The organism is Mesorhizobium sp. M1406 (assembly GCF_040317555.1).
Lineage (GTDB): Bacteria > Pseudomonadota > Alphaproteobacteria > Rhizobiales > Rhizobiaceae > Mesorhizobium.
Window position 1 is genome coordinate 49488 of the sequence record NZ_JAMYKW010000002.1, and the last position, 16566, is coordinate 66053.

The window sequence follows — 16566 nt, forward strand, 5'->3', positions numbered from 1 at the left end:
GCCAGGTCACAAGGCGCCCGTCGTGGCGATACTGACCGTGCTGAAGACGGCGGCAGATGATTTTCACCTTGCCGCCGCGTATCAGGCAGCGCCTAGGTTTCTGCCTTGCGATAGGCTGCGACGACAAGCCAAATGGCGGAAAGCAGAAAGTAGAACGCGCCGAACCCAGCATAAGGGGCGATGTCTAGAATCGTCGGCGCAACAGTGCCGAGGGATAGGCTGATCATGAAGCCGCCGGCGAGGGCCGATTGCGCACCACTTAGGATCATCGCCCATTGTGCGCCATAGTAGCGCCAACGCCTTAGTCCCGTATTCAGCTGCAGCAGGCCCGAGAGGATCGCCCAAATCCCAAACACGGCCAGAACGGCATACATGCCGTTGCGGACCGCCACGATGACGGCGAGCGCCGTTATCAGGCTGACCACGACATTCAATGCTTGAGACGAGTTGGCTTTCAGGCCGCCATTTACCCTGACGTCAACCAGGTTGGCGAACGCGTCCCATGCCGGGTAGATCACGAGCAGAAACGCGGCGGGACCGGGTCGCCCGCTGAAGAGAATGGCGGCAGCAATCCAGGCGATAGAGAATATGGCGCGTCCGAAATAATAGGATCGCAACCAGTTGGGCCGGGTCGAAGATTGGCTTTGCATTGGCAGGCTCCTTGTTGTTGTCTACCTATCAGTAGGGAGGCATCCGCCCATGAGTCAACCCGGCGCTCGGACACCTCTTCGTGAGAAGCAGGAGCGATGCACATACTTGACAATCTTCCTATCAGAAGGTAGGCGAAGGTATGGAATCAAAGACTTCGACGTCCGAAAAAATTCTCGACATCGCGCAGTCGCTCATCGTCGCAGGCGGCTATAACGGGTTCAGCTATGCCGATATCTCGGCTGCGATCGGCATCAGGAAGGCGAGCATCCACCATCACTTTCCGACGAAGGCCGAACTGGTCTCGGTGCTGGTGGATCGCTACAAGCGGCAGGCTGAATCCGGTTTGGAATCTGTCCGGAAGCAGTTCTCAAGCCCTGCAGAACAACTGCGATCCTATCTGAACTACTGGCAGACATGCATTCGCGATGCCTTGCCGTCATTTTGCGTCTGCGCGATGCTCGCTGGCGAGATGCAGATGCTGCCGGAAGAGGTCGCATCGCGCATTCGTGCTCATTTCCATAACCTGGCGAGATGGCTTACGTCGGTGCTGCGGGCTGGAGTGGAGCAGGGCTTGTTCCGGTTGAACAACCGGCCGGAGGAGGAGGCCCAAATGTTGATGGCATCGGTTCATGGGGCCATGCTCTCTGCGAGGGCTTTCAGCGATCCCGGGCTGTTCACCAAAATCGTTACGCCCCAGATCACCAAACTGCTGGGACAGGATTGCTAGAGAACTGTCAGGCCAAAGTGGTCAACTGCTCAGGGTCGAAAGCCGACGTCCGGTCTTCGCTTGGTTCCTGTCCCCAAACCTCTCCGCGACTATTCTTGCCTGTTGGCTGCCCGTCCCGTTCGCGGTATCAGGCAGCAGAAATGGCGCGGCCCCGGATGAGCGGGTCGAGCGGGAACGAATAGCCTGATGCAATTCTATGATGTCGTGATCATCGGCGCGGGTGCCGCCGGAATGATGTGCGCCGTGGAGGCGGCCAAGCGCGGCCGTTCGGTGCTGATCCTCGATCACGCGGCGATGCCGGGCGAAAAGATCCGCATCTCGGGCGGTGGCCGGTGCAACTTCACCAACATCCACGCCAGCCCGAAGAATTTTCTCTCGGGCAATCCGCATTTCTGCATTTCGGCGCTCAGCCGTTACACGCAGCGCGATTTCATCGCGCTCGTCCAACGCAATCGCATCGCCTACCACGAGAAGACGCTGGGGCAATTGTTCTGCGACGGCTCCGCCCGCCAGGTCATCGACATGCTGGTCTCGGAAATGCAGGGCAGGGGCGTGGAGCTGGCCTTGTCGACCAGCGTTGCGGATGTCCGCAAAACCGTGGAGGGGTTTATGCTCACCCTCTCCACCGGCACGGTCACTTGCCAGTCCGTTGTTGTGGCCTGTGGCGGCAAGTCGATCCCCAAGATGGGAGCGACCGGTTTCGGCTATGAGCTTGCCGAACGGTTCGGCCTAGCCATTGTCGAAACGCGGCCGGCGCTGGTGCCGCTGACATTCGACGCCAACACGCTCGAACGGCTGGCGCCGCTGGCCGGCAACGCCGTCGACGCGGAAGTCGCCTGCGGCAAGACGCGGTTTTCCGAAGCGATGCTGTTCACGCATCGCGGCGTCAGCGGACCGTCCATCCTGCAAATCTCGTCCTATTGGCGCGAGGGCGATGAAATCCGCATCGCCATGCTGCCGGGAATTGATGTGGCGGACGTTGTTCGTGCCGCCAAGCGCGACAATGGACGGCAGGCGGTGCAGACGGTGCTGGCAAATCATCTGCCGAAGCGGCTTGCCCAATCGATCACTGAACGAACCGGGATCGAGAGCAACCTCGCCGATCTCTCGGACGCCCAGATCGAGACCGTCGCCGCCGCGGTCAATGACTGGCGTATCAAGCCGGCCGGTTCAGAGGGCTACCGCACCGCCGAAGTGACGCTGGGCGGGGTCGACACCAACGGACTGGACCAGAAGACCATGCAGGCGAGATCCGTGCCGGGCCTGTTCTTCATAGGCGAAGTCGTCGATGTCACAGGTTGGCTGGGTGGCTATAATTTCCAGTGGGCATGGTCGTCGGGATGGGTGGCGGGCCAGGCTGCCTAGGACCCGTTACTTCTGCACCTTCGCCCGAGCACCCGCCGGCGCTTTCTTCTTCTTTTTGGCCCGGTTGTAGTCGATGGCGGCCCGGACAAGGTCTTTCAGGGCGCCCTCATCGAGCTTGTCGCCCTTAAGGATATCGATTGCCCGCCACACCTTGCCGCCAAAACCGTTGTTGAACAGCTTGTCGGGATCGGGCAGGCTGGCGCCATGGAAAAAGGTGAGCTTCACCTTGTCCTTGTGGGCATTGCCGACGACGATGTTCCCGTCGAGGCACCACACCGGGCTGCCCATCCACTTCCACTCCTCGACGATGTCCGGGTCGGCTGCAAGAATGGTCTTGCGGATGCCGGGGAGCGTCTCGGCGCGCCAGTCCTTGAGGCCGGCGATCAGCTGGTCGATCTGTTCGGATGGGTTCATTGGGTGCCTTCCTGTGCCTCGACGCGTTCAACCGCCGTCTTTTACCAGCGCGCCAGCTGGGTGATCTGAACGAGGTTGCCGCAGCTGTCGTTCAGCTGAGCGATGGTCGAGCCGGTTACCTCGGTCGGCGGCATGGTGAACGTGCCGCCCTTGGCCTTGATGCGCTCGTAGTCGCCCTTGATGTCGTCGGTGAAGAACATAACCGCGGGCTGCCCCTGCTTGAAGATGGCTTCCTGATAAGCCTTGGCCGCCGGGTTGTCGTTGAGCGCGAGCTGCAGCTCGGTCCCGTCAGGCTCTTCGGCCGAGGTCACGGTCAGCCAGCGATAGGGTCCATTGCTGAAATCGGCCTTCTTGGTGAAGCCGAGCACGTCGGTATAGAAGCGCAGTGCGTTCTCCTGGTTGTCCACGTGCACGCTGGTCAGCTTGATCTTCATGGCTATTTCTCCTCTGTCGTATTCGGTCGCTACGGGACCCAGCCGGGCAGGGCGGCGGCCTGCTTCACCCAGTCCGCCATCCGCGCCTCGTCGAACTGATCGTCTTCGCGGATGTCGATCCAGCGCACATCCTTGCTCTTCGCCGTGCCGCCGGGTGGGATCGGCCGCAACGACATGCCGCTGAAGAAGGTCACCTTCACGTAGTGGGTGAAGACATGAAACGTCACGAACCAGCCTTGGCCTTCGATGCCGTAGAACGGCGAATTCCATCTCACGGCTTTGCGCACGTCAGGCACGCTGCGCTGGATGAGCGCGTCGAGGCGCTCGCCGAGATCGCGCTTCCAGCCTGGCATTGCGGCGATGTATGCCTGCACGGGGGCGTCGCCGTCGCCCTTGGCGATTTGCGGGTTGCCGCCCGAGAGCAGCACCGGTGCAGCCTTGGCCTTGATGGATTGTCCCGGCGTCTTGGCCATTCTGCCCACACCTATCCGTCCGCGCGCTGCGCGTCGCGTCCCTTGGTGGCATAGGGCAGCACGAACATGTACAGGCCGCTGAACAGCAGCAGGAAGAGCGGTAACAGCGGAGAGTAGACCACCCAGGCGGGAGGCTGCCCGAATGCCATGGTGACGAAGTTGGCGATGACGGTCAGCGTAAAGACGATCGACAGCCAGCGATGAATTTGCCGAATCCACTTGTCCAATGGCACCTCCTGTCAACGGGCCGAAACGGACCCAGCGATCCGCTTGCCGGCGGGTTTCAATCCAGCCGCGCCAGGACATCCTCCAGGGCAGCAAGGAACCTCTGCCAGCCGACGGTGGCGCCGCGGAAATAGGGCTGCTGGTCCGACCGGAAGCCCGTCTGCTCCATGCGCAGATGGGTCCCCGTGCTCGTGGCGGTGAGCGTCCAGGTGACCACGCTCTCGAGATCCTTGGTATCCCAGGTGTAGGATAGCGTCTTGTTGGGCTCGACCGTCTGGACCCGACAGTCGACGCCGCCCCAGTCGGCGCTGAGATTGAAACGGTGGTCCACGACTGGCTTGAAGTTGTTCTTCATCAGCCACTCCTCGATCAGATGCGGTTGGGTGAGGGCGCGCCAGATCTTCTCCGGCGGATAGGGGATATCACGTTCGACGATGACGGAGCGCGTTTCGGTCGCTGTGCTGGTCATTGGTCCATTCTTTTGAGCAAATTTTCGAGGTCGTCGAACCGGCTCTGCCAGAACGCGTTCATCTGGTTCGTCCAGTCGGTTAGTGGGGAAAGTGCTGCGAGCTGGGCGCTGTAATGGGTCTGCCGTCCTTCATGGCGATCGCGCACCAGTCCGGCCTGCCTGAGAAGACCGAGATGCTTCGACACCGCGGGCTGCGAGACCCCGGATTGAGCCGTCAACGCTCCCACCGTCTGTTCGCCCTCGCGGCACAAGCGCTCGAAGATCGCCCGACGCGTCGGATCGGAGAGCGTTCTGAAGAGGACATCGTGAGCGTTCGTCATTTGGGATCGATAACCCGGTGGCTATTGGTTTAACGTATAACCACCGAGATATGGATGTGTCAAGCAGGGGCGTTGATGGTCACGATCCGGCCGTAGCCGAAAAATCTTTCCATTACCCCAAGGATTAGCCATTAGCCTTCGTCCAACAGGCAAATGATGGCGATGATGCTGGATGAGAGCGAAGCCTCCGACGCCGAATTGATCGGGCGGGCGAAGGGCGGAGACAGGGGGGCCTTCAGCACATTGCTGGAGCGCCATTACGACTTTGTCTATCGGGCCGCCTATCGATGGTGCGGCAGGAAGGCGGACGCCGAAGACATCGCCCAGGAGGTCTGCGTCCGGCTCGGCAAGGCGATCCGCGACTATCGCGGCGGCGGCGCCTTCACGACATGGCTCTATTCCGTGACGATGAACGCCGCGCGAGACACGATGCGAAAGACCGCGCGTGAGACGGTCAAGACCGAGGCCTACGGCATCCATGCGCTGATCACGGGCGATGCGTCGGCCGAACCGGAAGACCTCGCCGACGGCCTATGGGCAGCGGTTCGGCAATTGCCGGACAAGCAGCGTGACGCGGTGCTTTTGGTCTATGGCGAAGGGTTGAGCCACGCGGCCGCCGCCGAAGCGATGGCGATCTCGGAGACGACGGTTTCCTGGCACATCCATGAAGCGAAGAAACGGCTGAAGACGCTGATGCGCACGGCCGGGGAAGTGTGACCATGGTCGACGACAACGAACTCAAGAAACTGCGCGACATCGCGGCACCGGCGCCGGGCGGGAGCGCGAAGGCACGTGCTTTTGAGGCCGCCCTGCGCGCCTATGATCAGGAAAATATTTCTGCCGTCACCCAAGGATCGGTTGGCGGGCTTCGTCTCACAGAGCGAGCACAAAAGCTCTGGAGCGAGATCATGCAAAAGAAACTCATTGCCACGCCGGCCCTTGCCGGGCTCGTCGCCCTGCCGATCGCCGGATACGCCACCTTCCATATGCTGAGGGAGCAGCCGCCTAAATTCGGCGGCGACGAGAAGATCAGCGAGACGCTGGCCGACAAGCCGGCGACCCTGAAGCCGACCACCGCCGAGCCGAAGCCGGCTCCCACCGAATTGGCGAAGGACAAGAAGGCCGACGCCGATGTGGAAAGCCGCGATGCCACCGATGCGCTCGTGGCGCCGGCATCGCCGCCGAAATCCGAATCGACCGTTACCGGCGGTGCGGCACAACCGAACGCGTCGGCGACTCCCACCGTGTCGTCGAGGTTTGACCTAAAGACCTATAGTGGCAAAGAGACAGAGTATGGAACTTTGCCAGCTCCCAGGCCGGCGCCTGCGCCCAGCGGCGAGATTTCGCGGGAGAGTGCTGGCCTAATGCCGAGCGCGCCCCATGCCGCGCGGGCCAGTCGCGTCCAAGGGGCCGAGTCCAAGCTGATGGTGCCGCAGCCGTCGACCTTGCCGGCCGACCAGATGCAGCCGCAACAGGAAAACCGCGACCGCGTCGAGGACTTCAAGACCAATCCGGTGCATGCCGCGCTCGAGGATCCGGTCTCGACCTTCTCGATCGATGTCGACACGGCTTCCTATTCCTTTGTGCGCGGTTCGCTGAAACAGGGCACCCTGCCTCAGGCCGATACGGTGCGCGTCGAGGAGATGATCAACTACTTCCCCTATGACTGGAAGGGGCCGGATTCGGCCTCGACGCCGTTCAACTCGACCGTCAGCGTCATGCCGACGCCGTGGAACACGCACACCAGGCTGATGCACGTCGCCATCAAGGGATTTGACGTCAAGCCGGCCGAGCAGCCGAAGGCCAATCTGGTCTTCCTGATCGACGTCTCGGGCTCGATGGACGAGCCGGACAAGCTGCCGCTGCTCAAGTCGGCATTCCGGCTGCTGGTCAGCAAGCTGAAGGCGGACGACACCATCTCGATCGTCACCTATGCCGGTGATGCCGGTACGGTCCTGGAGCCGACCAAGGCGTCCGAAAAGGAAAAGATTCTCAGTGCCATCGACAATTTGAGGCCAGGCGGCAGCACGGCCGGCGAGGCGGGTATCAAGGAAGCCTACAGGTTGGCGCAGAAATCCTTCGTCAAGGACGGCGTCAACCGGGTGATGCTCGCCACCGACGGCGACTTCAATGTCGGCCAAAGCGATGACGATGATCTGAAGCGGCTGATCGAGAGCGAGCGCAAGACCGGTGTCTTCCTGTCGGTGTTCGGTTTCGGCCGAGGCAATTTGAACGACCAGATGATGCAGACCATTGCCCAGAACGGCAACGGCACCGCCGCCTATATCGACACGCTGGCCGAGGCCGAGAAAGTGCTGGTCGAGGATGCCTCTTCGACGCTGTTCACCATCGCCAAGGACGTGAAGATCCAGGTCGAGTTCAACCCGAACAAGGTCTCCGAATACCGCTTGATCGGCTACGAGACCCGCGCCTTGAACCGCGAGGATTTCAACAATGACCGCGTCGATGCCGGCGATATCGGCTCGGGCCACTCGGTCACCGCGATCTACGAGATCACACCCAAGGGCGGCGGCGGGGAACAGATCGATCCGCTGCGCTATGGCCAGGCGTCGGTCAACAATGGCGGTGTCGCCAATGCGGACGAATATGCCTTCGTCAAGATCCGCTACAAGCTGCCCAACGAGGACGTCTCGAAGCTGATCACCACACCGGTGACCTCGGCCAATGAGATTTCGTCGTTCGACCAGGCCAGCACCGACCAGCGTTTCTCCGTCGCGGTCGCGGCCTTCGGCCAGAAGCTGCGCGACGAGGATGCGACCGCGAAGTTCGGTTATGACAAGATCATGGAGATCGCCACTGCCGCTCGAGGAGCCGACCCGTTTGGGTACAGGTCCGAGTTCCTCTCGCTTGTGCGCCTTGCCTCGGCGCTGGGCGGTAACCGGTAGTGGTGATGACGGCCGGTTTCTTTCAGATGGGATCGTTCTGATAGGGGGAAACCGACCTACGGGCGGGTGAGGCAGGCCGGCAAGGGAATGAATCCCTCGCCGGCCTTTTTTGCAATTTCCCGGGTCGTTAAATTGCGCCGCATTTCCGGTACCGGATCGCAACCCCCTCCTTGCTACACGGGACATGTCTACGGGGCTTGAGGAGCCGGAATTGCAGATCAGGACTATCGCCAACTCGATACCGCCAGCACGCGACGCCTCCGCGGTTTCATCAGCCCCATCATCCGAATCAAGGCGCATCAGCGACGATGTCGCGCAGGCGCGCGACACCGCCATGTCGGCGCTGACCAACGACCGCTTCCGCATCATGCTGGAGCAGATAGCCGATCCGGTTTCATCCGGCGCGCTGATGACCATGCGCGGCGACAATGTGGTCGACTTCAAGTCGGCGCAGTCGAGCTACGCCGACAACAGCGAATAGTCGAAAACCGATGGGTCAGGCCCGGCCGCGGCGGCGCTCGCGGCGGGCTTCGCTGGTCTCGGCGGTGTTTTCCGTCGCCACCTTGTTGCGCATCGGACCGATGCGCTCGACGATCGCGGCAACAGTCGGACGATCCGCCTTGGTGTGGGCGTCGAGCGCCTTGCGCATCGCGGCAAGGTGCTGGAACGAGGTGCCGCAGCAGCCGCCGATAATCTTGGCGCCGCCATCGACGGCGAGGCGCACATAGTCGGCCATCAGTTCGGGCGTGCCGGAATAGTGGATTTCGGTGCCGCGGAATTCGGGAATGCCGCAATTGCCCTTGACGATAACCGTCGCCTCCGGCTTCGCTTCGGTCATATCGAGCAGTGAGGCCAGGATATCGGAGGCGCCGACACCGCAATTGGCGCCGACACCGAGCGGTGCCTGCGAAAGTCCGTCGGTGACGCCGTGGATATCCTTCGGCAGCAGGCCCATCATGGTGCGGCCGGCGGTGTCGAAGGAACCGGTGTAGGTGTAGGGGAGGCCGACGCGTATGGCAGCCTCGGCCGCGGCGCGGATCTCGTCGGGAGCCGACATCGTCTCGATCCAGGCAACTTCGGCGCCACCGGCCTTGAGGCCCTCGATCTGCTCGGCGAAGGCGTCGACCGCCTCGTCATAGGTCATGGCGCCAAGCGGCACCAGCAATTCGCCGGTCGGGCCGACCGAGCCGGCGACGATCACCTTGCGGCCGGCCTTGTCGGCGACGGCACGGGCGAGCTCGGCGGCGCGCTTGTTCAGCGCATGCGCGCGGTCCTGCGCATGGTGCAGCTTCAAGCGGTGACGGGTGCCGCCGAACGAGTTGGTGAGGATGATGTCGGCGCCGGCATCGACGAAATTCTGGTGCAGGCTGGTGATGGTGTCGGGCGCCGTCTCATTCAGCAGCTCGGGTGCCTCACCGGCCTCCAGACCCATGGCGAACAGATTGGTGCCGGTGGCGCCATCGGCCAGCAGCACGCCCTTTTCAGCCAGCAGCGCGTCGATTGGGTTGGTGGTCGTCATCGGATTGGCTTTCATGTTTCGAATTCGAATAAGGATATAAAGAAGTCTTTATGTGTAGTCAATGAAATAGCAGTGGCGGCGGCACCCCGCCCGCCCAAAGGATCGTGATCGCCCAAGCTCAGACAGTGCCTGTTGGGAACGACATGCCGGCCAGTCTGTGCGCGAAGCCTGCCGCCTCGTGCGCGTTGATGTCGGCGGCGCGGATCAGATTGTCGAAATGCTGGATCAGCGTCTGGATCGGCTGGGTGGCGTTGAGCACCAGATACATGTCGCCGACATAGATGGCGGCGCGATAGGGTCCGAAGATGGTGTAGGGGATCGAATAGCGCATCCGCCCGTCATAGAGAAACAGCCGGAAGGTTGGATAGAGGTCGTCGAGCAGCGTCGCCATGTGCAGGAGTTGGGCGCGGCGGTCGGCTTCCGGGAAACGATCCCAGACGCCCAGCCCGCGTGCAAAGATCTCCAGCGTGTGGCGTGGCATGCAGACTTCCATGTCGGTTTCCGGCCGCCTGTTGTAGTCGATGCGGTATTGTGTTTCGCCGGCCTGCGCCAGGCGGCTCTTGTTGGCGATGCCCGCCTCATACTCGATCAGCGCCTCGGTGCGCAGAAGATCGGGAATGCCGGCGGGCACGTAGCGGATCTTGGTGCCGGCGGCCTCGGCGTGCCATTTGGCCAGCAGCGTGCGGTCGAACCCGTCCGGTGCCTCCTCGATCTCAAGGCTCTCGCGGATTTCGCCGGTGAGGCCCTCATCCTGGCTGAGGCCGAGAAGCCAGTCGAGCGACACCTTGAACTCGGCGGCGATATTGAGCAGCGTTTCGGCGCGGGGCAGGCGGGTCGAGGCGCCCGACAGCAGCTGCGACAGCGCCGAGCGGTCGATGCCGACCGCCGTCGCGAAGGCCGACTGGTTGAGGTCGGAGCGTGTCAAGAGCATTTTCAGGCGCTCGCGGAAGATGGTCGACAGGTCGCGCTTGTCCATATCGGTGCTCCGGTCCGATTGAGGAAAAATTTGCGCTGAAGCGTCTTCACGTGCTTCTCAGGCGTAAATAAATCCCTAAGTCTGTTTACAATGTATAACATGTGCGGTCAAAAATGCGCAATCGCAACAGTTTGTGCACTTTGTCTCGTTGAGAGGAATCAATTCTCCTGACACAATGCTGTCAGGAACCAATTGGGGCTCCGGCGACTGAGGGGCAGTGGTCGATAGCATGACGAGCAAGAGCATCAGGCGACACAGAGTACCGGCCATCGAGTGGCCGACCGTGGTACTCGCCTTCTTCTGTTACGCAACTTGGCTCGCCACCGGTTTCCTGCTCTGGCCATCCTACCCCATCCTGGCGCTCGCCGTCCTCGCCTTCACCGCCGCGCTGCAATCCTCGATCATGCACGAAGCGCTGCACGGACATCCGACGCGCAACGCGCGGGTCAACGAAGCCTTCGTCTTCCTGCCGATCGGCCTGGTCTGGCCGTTCCGCCGCTTCAAGACCATCCATCTGCGCCACCACGCCGACGAGCGGTTGACCGATCCGCTGGACGATCCGGAAAGCTATTACCAGGCGCTGTGGCAGCATCACGAGCTGCCGCCGACGATGAAATTCGTGCTCAAGATCAACAACACCATGGCCGGCCGGTTCGTGCTCGGCCCCTGGCTGTCCTGCATCGGCTTCTTCATCGACGACGCCAAGCAGATGATCGCCGGCGACAAGGCGATCCGCAAGGCCTGGCTGTTGCATGCGATCGGCCTTGCCATCGTGGTGCCGATCGTCCAATTCGGCTTCGGCATCCCGCTGTGGCTTTACATTCTGGTGCCGGTCTGGCTCGGCCAGTCGCTGATCTCGATCCGCACTTTCGCCGAGCATCAATGGTCGGAACATCCGGAAGGCCGCACGGTAATCGTCGAGCGCTCGCCGCTGTCGTTCCTGTTCCTCAACAACAATCTGCACTTCGTCCATCACAAGACCCCGACGGTGGCCTGGTACAAGCTGCCCAAGCTGTTTCGTGACCGCCGTGAGGAATGGCTGCGGATGAACAATGGCTATGCCTATCCGAACTATTTCGCGCTGATCAAAGCCTATGCGTTCAAGGCGAAGGAGCCGGTCGTGCACCCGGTGCTGCGGCGCCAAGCGGAGCCCGGCAGGGCGTTCAAGCCACGCGTCAGGGCGCGCAGCATCAGCGGGCTTGGCAGTGCGCCGGTTCCCGCGGAGCCGCCCAAGGAATGAGTTTTTGTGGCAGGCAGGTGCTGCGTGCTAGACTGGCTGCGGTCGGTTCCCTTCAATCCCGGGCATAGCGGTCGGATTCCGACATGAGCGAATTGGTTGCGGCGTTGCCGATGTATGACTGGCCTGAAGTGCGCGATGACGTCGACGCGCAATGGGCGCTGCTGCGCGATGCCTTCCGGCAAAAGGGTATCGACGCGCCGCAAACCATCGCGCGCCGCAATGGTGACCTGCCGCCGGTGCCGGGCGGCATTCACGATGCCCAGGGAAAACTGATTGCATCCGATCGGGCGACATTGTCGCCGGACGAACTCGACTTTCTCAAATTGTGGCTGCATCCGGCGCTGCTTTTCTCGCAGACCTGCTGGGGGCCGATGGAACTAGGCCTGTCCAGGCATGTGCAAGTGGTCGGCCAGCCGAGCTACGACTCCTATGAAGGCGGGCAGGGTGAGCTCTACTCCAGCGCTATCGTCATGCTGGCGGATGGCGCGCCGTCGGTTGCCTCGCCAGATGACGGCAGTCCGCTGATCCCGCTCGATCGCATCCGTGGCAGGCGCTTCACCTTCAACAATCTCGATTCCATGTCCGGCCTGATCGGACTGACGCGCGACCTGGAGGCGATGGGCGAGAGCCTTGACCTCTTTGCCTCGCGCAGCGAAAGCGGCGGGCACCGTTCCTCGATCGTCGCGATTGCAGAGGGCAAGGCCGATGTCGCGGCCATCGACTGCGAGAGCTGGGTGCTGGCACAGCGCTTCGAGCCGGCAGCTCGGAAAGTAAGGGTCGTTGGCTGGACGGGACGGCGCAAGGGCCTGCCTTACATCACCGCCGCAACGACGCCGGAAAAGACGATAACCGCGCTGCGCGAGGCCCTTGCCGGCCTAGCCGAGCAGCCGCTCGTCAAACGGGTAGTTTGAAAGCTGCTCGTTGCCGGCCGCGGTGATCAGGATCTGTTCCTCGATCTTGACGCCTTCGCGCCCGCCAAGCCTGCCGATATAGCTTTCCGCGCATAGCACCATTCCGGGTTCCAGCACGCCGTCCGGCGTATCCGATGTCCAGTCGCTGGCATGCGGCAAGGTCGGGTATTCATCGGCCAGGCCGACGCCATGATAGAGCACGCCATAGCGCGTCGGGAAGCAGTCACCCGGCGGCACCGCCGAGCGTTCGACGAGGTCGCGGAACGAGATGCCCGGTTGCATCAATGCCGTGTTGTGCGCGATCTGGTCGGCGGCGATGCGGAACAGCTCTCGCTGCTCGTCAGACGGTTTTGCGTCGCCGCACAGCCAGGTGCGCGACAGGTCGGCGCAGAAGCCGTAGGGGCCGACCAGGTCTGTGTCGAAGGCGACGAGGTCACCGGCCTCGATCTTTCGAGACGAGCATTCCTGGAACCATGGATTGGTGCGCGGCCCTGACGTCAGCAGCCGGGTCTCGATCCATTCGCCGCCGCGCGCGATGTTGCCGCGATGCAGTTCGGCCCATAGCTCATTTTCGGAAATGCCGGGCGTCAGGGCCTGTTCCATCTCGCCCATCGCTGATTCACACGCGACGATGGCGCGGCGCATGGCGAGGATTTCGTCCGGCGACTTGATCAGCCGCGCATTCTCCATCACCGCTTCGCCATTGCCGATCGAAACACCAAGGCGTGCCAGTTCCTCGACGCCTTCAGGGTTGATGTGATCGACGGCGATGCGGCTGTTTCCGCCGCCATGTTCCCTGACCAGATCGGCGATGCCGGCGGCCCAGCGGCGGACCTTTTGCTCCGTAAGCTCGCCGCTATAGAGATACATCCACGACACCGCCGGCCGCACCTCGTCGACGACGCCGGAATGATCGGACAGGTGTTCGCAGGAGAAATAGTCGAACAGTATCACCGGTCCGTCGGTGGCGACGAAGCAATGCCGTGTCGGATTGTGCGCCACCCACAGCTGCATGTTGGTGCTGTCGGTGGCATAGCGGATGTTGACGGGGTCGTAGAGCAGGGCGCCGGCATAGCCGCGGCGCTTCAGCTCGGCGCGGATACGGTCCAGCCGGTATTGGCGCATGGCCGGCAGGTTGGGAGCGGCAATGCCCGCCGCAGCCCATTCGGCTTCCGCCTGCGCGCCATAGCCCAGAACATGCTGGTTGAGCGAAGCCGCCTTCTGGCGGGAGGCGTCGCGCAGCGCCTCGATCGAGCCCGGCTCGAACGGCATGATCTTGCGATGCCGGCCAAAGCTGCCCTTTGGCCCCGCGCTGTCCATGGTCGAACCTCAGGTCCGCATCTTCTCGCCGCTCGGATCGAATGGTGCTTCGACATTGATGCGGGCCGGACGCCGGTGTCCAAGGATCTCGATCTCGAACAGTCCGGCACTTTCGTCCTCGGCAAGTGCTGCTGGTACATAGCCTTGCGCCATCGACTTCTGCACATAGTGGGCATAGCCGCCCGACGTAACCCAGCCGACCACGCGCCAGTCGCCGTCTACGATGCCACGTACAGCCGAAGCGCCTTCGGCGGCCTTGGAGCCGCGTATCTCCTTGCCGCCCGTGTCGAAGCGCGGCGCGCCATAGCCGCCATGCGGCTTTTCAACCGTGCCGTAGTCCTTGCTGACCTTGGCCCAGATCGGCTCGTCGCCCATGACGTCGGCATCGGCTGCATCGACGATGAAGGAGACGCGGCGCAGTTTCGGTCCCTCGGCGTGCTCCTTGGCGGCAGCCTCTCGGCCGATGAAATCGTTCTTCTCGAGCTTGATGAAGCGGTCCATCGCGCCTTCGAACGGCCCGTAGATCGGCCGCAGCTCGCGGAACCAGGTCGGGAAGTTCTTTTCCAGGCGCATGGAGAGCAGAGCGCGCATACCGAAATCGACGAGACCGAATTCCTCGCCGGCGTCCTTGATCGCCTGGTAGACCAGGCGCTGATAGGCAGGCGCCATCCAGATCTCGTAGCCGAGGTCGCCCGTGTAGGTGATGCGGTTGACGAGACAAGGCGCGCCGCCGACCGCCATTTCGCGGAAATCCATGAAGCGGAAGGCTTTTGTCGAGATGTCGACATCGACCAGCTTTTGCAGCAGGTCACGCGATTTCGGTCCGGCGATCGAAAGGCCGACCAATGTCTGGTCGAAGCGGTGGATGCGCACCGATCCATCCTTCGGCAGATGTTTTTCGAACCAGCGCATGTGGTATTTCTGCGCGGCCGACGAACCCCAGATCATGAAGCGGTCTTCTCCACCCCTGGGGGCGGCCTTGGCGATGGTGAAGTCGCCGATCAGCTTGCCGAATTCGTTGAGCATCGGCGTCAGCACGATGCGGCCGGTCTTCGGCATGCGGTTGGTCATCAACCGGTTGAGGAAATCCTCAGCCGCTGGCCCAGACACTTCGTATTTGGCGAAGTTGGCGATCTCGGTGACACCGACGCGCTCCCGCGTGGCGCGCACTTCCTCGCCGACCGGCCCAAAATCGTTGGAGCGATGGAAGGAGACGATATCCCTGGGCTCCTTGCCTTTCGGTGCGAACCACAGCGGTGTCTCGAGGCCCCAGGAGTCGCCCATGACGGCGTTGTTGGCTAGCATGGTGTCGTAGAGCGGCGTCGTCTGTGCGGGGCGCGCCGCCGGCAGTTCCTCATTGGGGAAGCGGATGGAGAAGCGCCGCGAATAGTTTTCACGCACCTTGGCGTTGGTGTAGCGCAGGCCGGCCCATTCGCCGAAGCGGGTGACATCCATGCCCCAGACGTCGAAGCCGGGATCGCCATGCACCATCCAGTTCGACAAAGCGAGGCCGACGCCGCCGCCCTGGCTGAAGCCGGCCATGACCGCGCAGGCGCACCAGAAATTGGTTAGGCCCTGCACCGGCCCGACCAGCGGGTTGCCGTCGAGCGCGAAGGTGAAGGGGCCGTTGATGATCTGCTTGATGCCGGCCTTCTCGATGCCGGGGAAATGCTTGAAACCGATTTCCAGCGACGGCGCGATGCGGTCGAGGTCCGGCGGCAGCAGTTCGTGGCCGAAATCCCACGGCGTGTTGACCGGCGACCACGGCTTGCAGGCCTTTTCATAGGTGCCGAGCAGGATGCCGTTGCGCTCCTGGCGGGTGTAGATCTCGCCCTTGAAGTCGAGCACGCCGATCATTTCGCGCCCGGTCGATTTGTTGAATTCCTCGACCTCCGGCATCGGCTCGGTCAGGAGATACATATGCTCCATGGCCAGCACCGGCAGTTCGACGCCGACCATGCGGCCGATCTCGCGCGCCCACAGGCCGCCGCAGTTGACGACATGCTCGGCCTTCACCGTGCCTTGCTCGGTGACGACGTTCCAGGTGCCGTCGACCTCCTGCGTCAGTTCGACAACGCGGTTGCGCAGCACGATCTCGGCGCCGAGCTTCTTCGCCGCCTTGGAGTAGGCAATGGTCGTGCCGGACGGGTCGAGATGGCCTTCGACCGGATCCCACATGGCACCGACGAAATTGGTCTCGTCCATCAGCGGGAACATCGCCTTGGCTTCGGACGGGGTGATCAGCTCGGTGTCCATGCCAAGATAGCGGCCCTTGGCGTGGGCAAGGCGCAGGAAATCCATTCGTTCCGGCGTATCGGCCATCATCACGCCGCCGGTCAGGTGAAGCGAGCAGGATTGGCCTGATATTTCCTCGATCTCCTTGTAGAGCTGCACCGTATAGGCCTGCAGCTTGGCGACATTGGGGTCGCCGTTCAGCGTGTGGAAGCCGCCCGCCGCGTGCCAGGACGAGCCGGAGGTTAGCTCCGAGCGCTCGATCAGCATGATGTCGGTCCAGCCAGCCTTGGCCAGGTGATAGAGAACCGAGCAGCCAACGACGCCGCCGCCGATGACAACCGCTTTTACATGAGATTTCATCAAGATAGGTCCGTTTTTGAA

The 16566-nt window shown here is 62.4% G+C and carries 18 protein-coding genes; 7 read left to right on the top strand and 11 right to left on the bottom strand.

Translation table 11 applies throughout. The features are described from left to right. Positions 1–92 precede the first annotated feature (92 nt). Positions 93–650, bottom strand: a complete 558-nt coding sequence (locus NKH03_RS02740; RefSeq protein WP_352877006.1) for a DUF308 domain-containing protein — start codon at positions 648–650, stop codon at positions 93–95. Positions 651–790: 140 nt separating this feature from the next. On the opposite strand from NKH03_RS02740, the gene NKH03_RS02745 reads away from it, so the two are divergent. Further along, complete coding sequence (locus NKH03_RS02745; RefSeq protein WP_352967015.1) at positions 791–1378, top strand: TetR/AcrR family transcriptional regulator; 588 nt, start codon at positions 791–793, stop codon at positions 1376–1378. Positions 1379–1564: 186 nt separating this feature from the next. Beyond that, positions 1565–2743 carry a BaiN/RdsA family NAD(P)/FAD-dependent oxidoreductase gene (locus NKH03_RS02750; RefSeq protein WP_352967016.1) on the top strand — a complete coding sequence of 393 codons (1179 nt, stop codon included), beginning with the start codon at positions 1565–1567 and terminating at the stop codon, positions 2741–2743. A gap of 6 nt (positions 2744–2749) precedes the next feature. Here the strand turns inward: NKH03_RS02750 and NKH03_RS02755 are convergent, their stop codons facing one another. Genes NKH03_RS02755 through NKH03_RS02780 form a run of 6 tightly spaced genes read right to left on the bottom strand, consistent with a single transcriptional unit; the run spans position 2750 to position 5078 of the window. Continuing rightward, positions 2750–3157 (bottom strand): DUF1801 domain-containing protein, encoded by a 408-nt coding sequence (locus NKH03_RS02755; RefSeq protein WP_352967017.1) that lies wholly within the window; start codon positions 3155–3157, stop codon positions 2750–2752. A gap of 41 nt (positions 3158–3198) precedes the next feature. Beyond that, a complete protein-coding gene (locus tag NKH03_RS02760) occupies positions 3199–3591 on the bottom strand; it encodes a VOC family protein (RefSeq protein WP_352967019.1) in 393 nt (130 codons plus the stop codon). A 29-nt stretch (positions 3592–3620) separates the two neighbouring features. Beyond that, complete coding sequence (locus NKH03_RS02765; RefSeq protein ID WP_352967020.1) at positions 3621–4064, bottom strand: DUF1801 domain-containing protein; 444 nt, start codon at positions 4062–4064, stop codon at positions 3621–3623. A gap of 11 nt (positions 4065–4075) precedes the next feature. Continuing rightward, a complete protein-coding gene (locus NKH03_RS02770) occupies positions 4076–4297 on the bottom strand; it encodes a hypothetical protein (RefSeq protein WP_352967021.1) in 222 nt (73 codons plus the stop codon). Positions 4298–4347: 50 nt separating this feature from the next. After that, complete coding sequence (locus tag NKH03_RS02775; RefSeq protein WP_352867520.1) at positions 4348–4758, bottom strand: SRPBCC family protein; 411 nt, start codon at positions 4756–4758, stop codon at positions 4348–4350. Continuing rightward, on the bottom strand, positions 4755–5078 hold the full coding sequence (locus NKH03_RS02780; RefSeq protein WP_023757734.1) for an ArsR/SmtB family transcription factor: 324 nt from the start codon (positions 5076–5078) through the stop codon (positions 4755–4757). The genes NKH03_RS02775 and NKH03_RS02780 overlap by 4 nt, the downstream gene beginning before the upstream one ends. A 156-nt stretch (positions 5079–5234) precedes the next feature. On the opposite strand from NKH03_RS02780, the gene NKH03_RS02785 reads away from it, so the two are divergent. The 3 genes from NKH03_RS02785 (at position 5235) to NKH03_RS02795 (ending at position 8465) form a co-directional block, all read left to right on the top strand. Further along, positions 5235–5795, top strand: coding sequence for an RNA polymerase sigma factor (locus NKH03_RS02785; protein ID WP_352967200.1), 561 nt, complete (start codon positions 5235–5237; stop codon positions 5793–5795). Positions 5796–5797: 2 nt separating this feature from the next. Further along, entirely contained in the window at positions 5798–7984 is a 2187-nt protein-coding gene (locus NKH03_RS02790) for a vWA domain-containing protein (protein ID WP_352967022.1), read from the top strand. A 211-nt stretch (positions 7985–8195) separates the two neighbouring features. After that, the gene (locus NKH03_RS02795) at positions 8196–8465 is read left to right on the top strand and encodes a hypothetical protein (protein ID WP_352967023.1); all 270 of its coding nucleotides are present in this window, start codon (positions 8196–8198) and stop codon (positions 8463–8465) included. Between the two features lie 15 nt (positions 8466–8480). Here the strand turns inward: NKH03_RS02795 and bmt are convergent, their stop codons facing one another. Both bmt and NKH03_RS02805 read right to left on the bottom strand, forming a co-directional pair. Beyond that, entirely contained in the window at positions 8481–9503 is a 1023-nt protein-coding gene (gene bmt / locus NKH03_RS02800; protein ID WP_352867684.1) for a betaine--homocysteine S-methyltransferase, read from the bottom strand. Positions 9504–9621: 118 nt separating this feature from the next. Further along, positions 9622–10479, bottom strand: coding sequence for a helix-turn-helix domain-containing protein (locus NKH03_RS02805; protein ID WP_352867524.1), 858 nt, complete (start codon positions 10477–10479; stop codon positions 9622–9624). Positions 10480–10708: 229 nt separating this feature from the next. On the opposite strand from NKH03_RS02805, the gene NKH03_RS02810 reads away from it, so the two are divergent. Beyond that, positions 10709–11719 carry a fatty acid desaturase gene (locus tag NKH03_RS02810; protein WP_352967025.1) on the top strand — a complete coding sequence of 337 codons (1011 nt, stop codon included), beginning with the start codon at positions 10709–10711 and terminating at the stop codon, positions 11717–11719. 83 nt (positions 11720–11802) lie between these two features. Next, on the top strand, positions 11803–12630 hold the full coding sequence (locus NKH03_RS02815; RefSeq protein ID WP_352967027.1) for a phosphate/phosphite/phosphonate ABC transporter substrate-binding protein: 828 nt from the start codon (positions 11803–11805) through the stop codon (positions 12628–12630). Here NKH03_RS02815 and NKH03_RS02820 read toward each other — a convergent pair. Further along, a complete protein-coding gene (locus tag NKH03_RS02820; protein WP_352967028.1) occupies positions 12595–13950 on the bottom strand; it encodes a M24 family metallopeptidase in 1356 nt (451 codons plus the stop codon). The two genes, NKH03_RS02815 and NKH03_RS02820, sit on opposite strands and share 36 nt — an antisense overlap. A 9-nt stretch (positions 13951–13959) precedes the next feature. Continuing rightward, positions 13960–16545, bottom strand: a complete 2586-nt coding sequence (locus NKH03_RS02825; protein ID WP_352967029.1) for a GcvT family protein — start codon at positions 16543–16545, stop codon at positions 13960–13962. Positions 16546–16566 lie beyond the last annotated feature (21 nt).

Excerpts from the sequence above, each read along its gene's own strand:
- NKH03_RS02790 (WP_352967022.1), top strand. The coding sequence starts at position 5,798 with ATGGTCGACGACAACGAACTCAAGAAACTGCGCGACATCGCGGCACCG.
- NKH03_RS02760 (WP_352967019.1), bottom strand. The coding sequence starts at position 3,591 with ATGAAGATCAAGCTGACCAGCGTGCACGTGGACAACCAGGAGAACGCA.
- NKH03_RS02750 (WP_352967016.1), top strand. The coding sequence starts at position 1,565 with ATGCAATTCTATGATGTCGTGATCATCGGCGCGGGTGCCGCCGGAATG.
- NKH03_RS02810 (WP_352967025.1), top strand. The coding sequence starts at position 10,709 with ATGACGAGCAAGAGCATCAGGCGACACAGAGTACCGGCCATCGAGTGG.
- NKH03_RS02780 (WP_023757734.1), bottom strand. The coding sequence starts at position 5,078 with ATGACGAACGCTCACGATGTCCTCTTCAGAACGCTCTCCGATCCGACG.
- NKH03_RS02745 (WP_352967015.1), top strand. The coding sequence starts at position 791 with ATGGAATCAAAGACTTCGACGTCCGAAAAAATTCTCGACATCGCGCAG.
- NKH03_RS02740 (WP_352877006.1), bottom strand. The coding sequence starts at position 650 with ATGCAAAGCCAATCTTCGACCCGGCCCAACTGGTTGCGATCCTATTAT.
- NKH03_RS02820 (WP_352967028.1), bottom strand. The coding sequence starts at position 13,950 with ATGGACAGCGCGGGGCCAAAGGGCAGCTTTGGCCGGCATCGCAAGATC.
- NKH03_RS02785 (WP_352967200.1), top strand. The coding sequence starts at position 5,235 with ATGGCGATGATGCTGGATGAGAGCGAAGCCTCCGACGCCGAATTGATC.
- bmt (WP_352867684.1), bottom strand. The coding sequence starts at position 9,503 with ATGACGACCACCAACCCAATCGACGCGCTGCTGGCTGAAAAGGGCGTG.
- NKH03_RS02755 (WP_352967017.1), bottom strand. The coding sequence starts at position 3,157 with ATGAACCCATCCGAACAGATCGACCAGCTGATCGCCGGCCTCAAGGAC.
- NKH03_RS02815 (WP_352967027.1), top strand. The coding sequence starts at position 11,803 with ATGAGCGAATTGGTTGCGGCGTTGCCGATGTATGACTGGCCTGAAGTG.
- NKH03_RS02765 (WP_352967020.1), bottom strand. The coding sequence starts at position 4,064 with ATGGCCAAGACGCCGGGACAATCCATCAAGGCCAAGGCTGCACCGGTG.
- NKH03_RS02775 (WP_352867520.1), bottom strand. The coding sequence starts at position 4,758 with ATGACCAGCACAGCGACCGAAACGCGCTCCGTCATCGTCGAACGTGAT.
- NKH03_RS02805 (WP_352867524.1), bottom strand. The coding sequence starts at position 10,479 with ATGGACAAGCGCGACCTGTCGACCATCTTCCGCGAGCGCCTGAAAATG.
- NKH03_RS02825 (WP_352967029.1), bottom strand. The coding sequence starts at position 16,545 with ATGAAATCTCATGTAAAAGCGGTTGTCATCGGCGGCGGCGTCGTTGGC.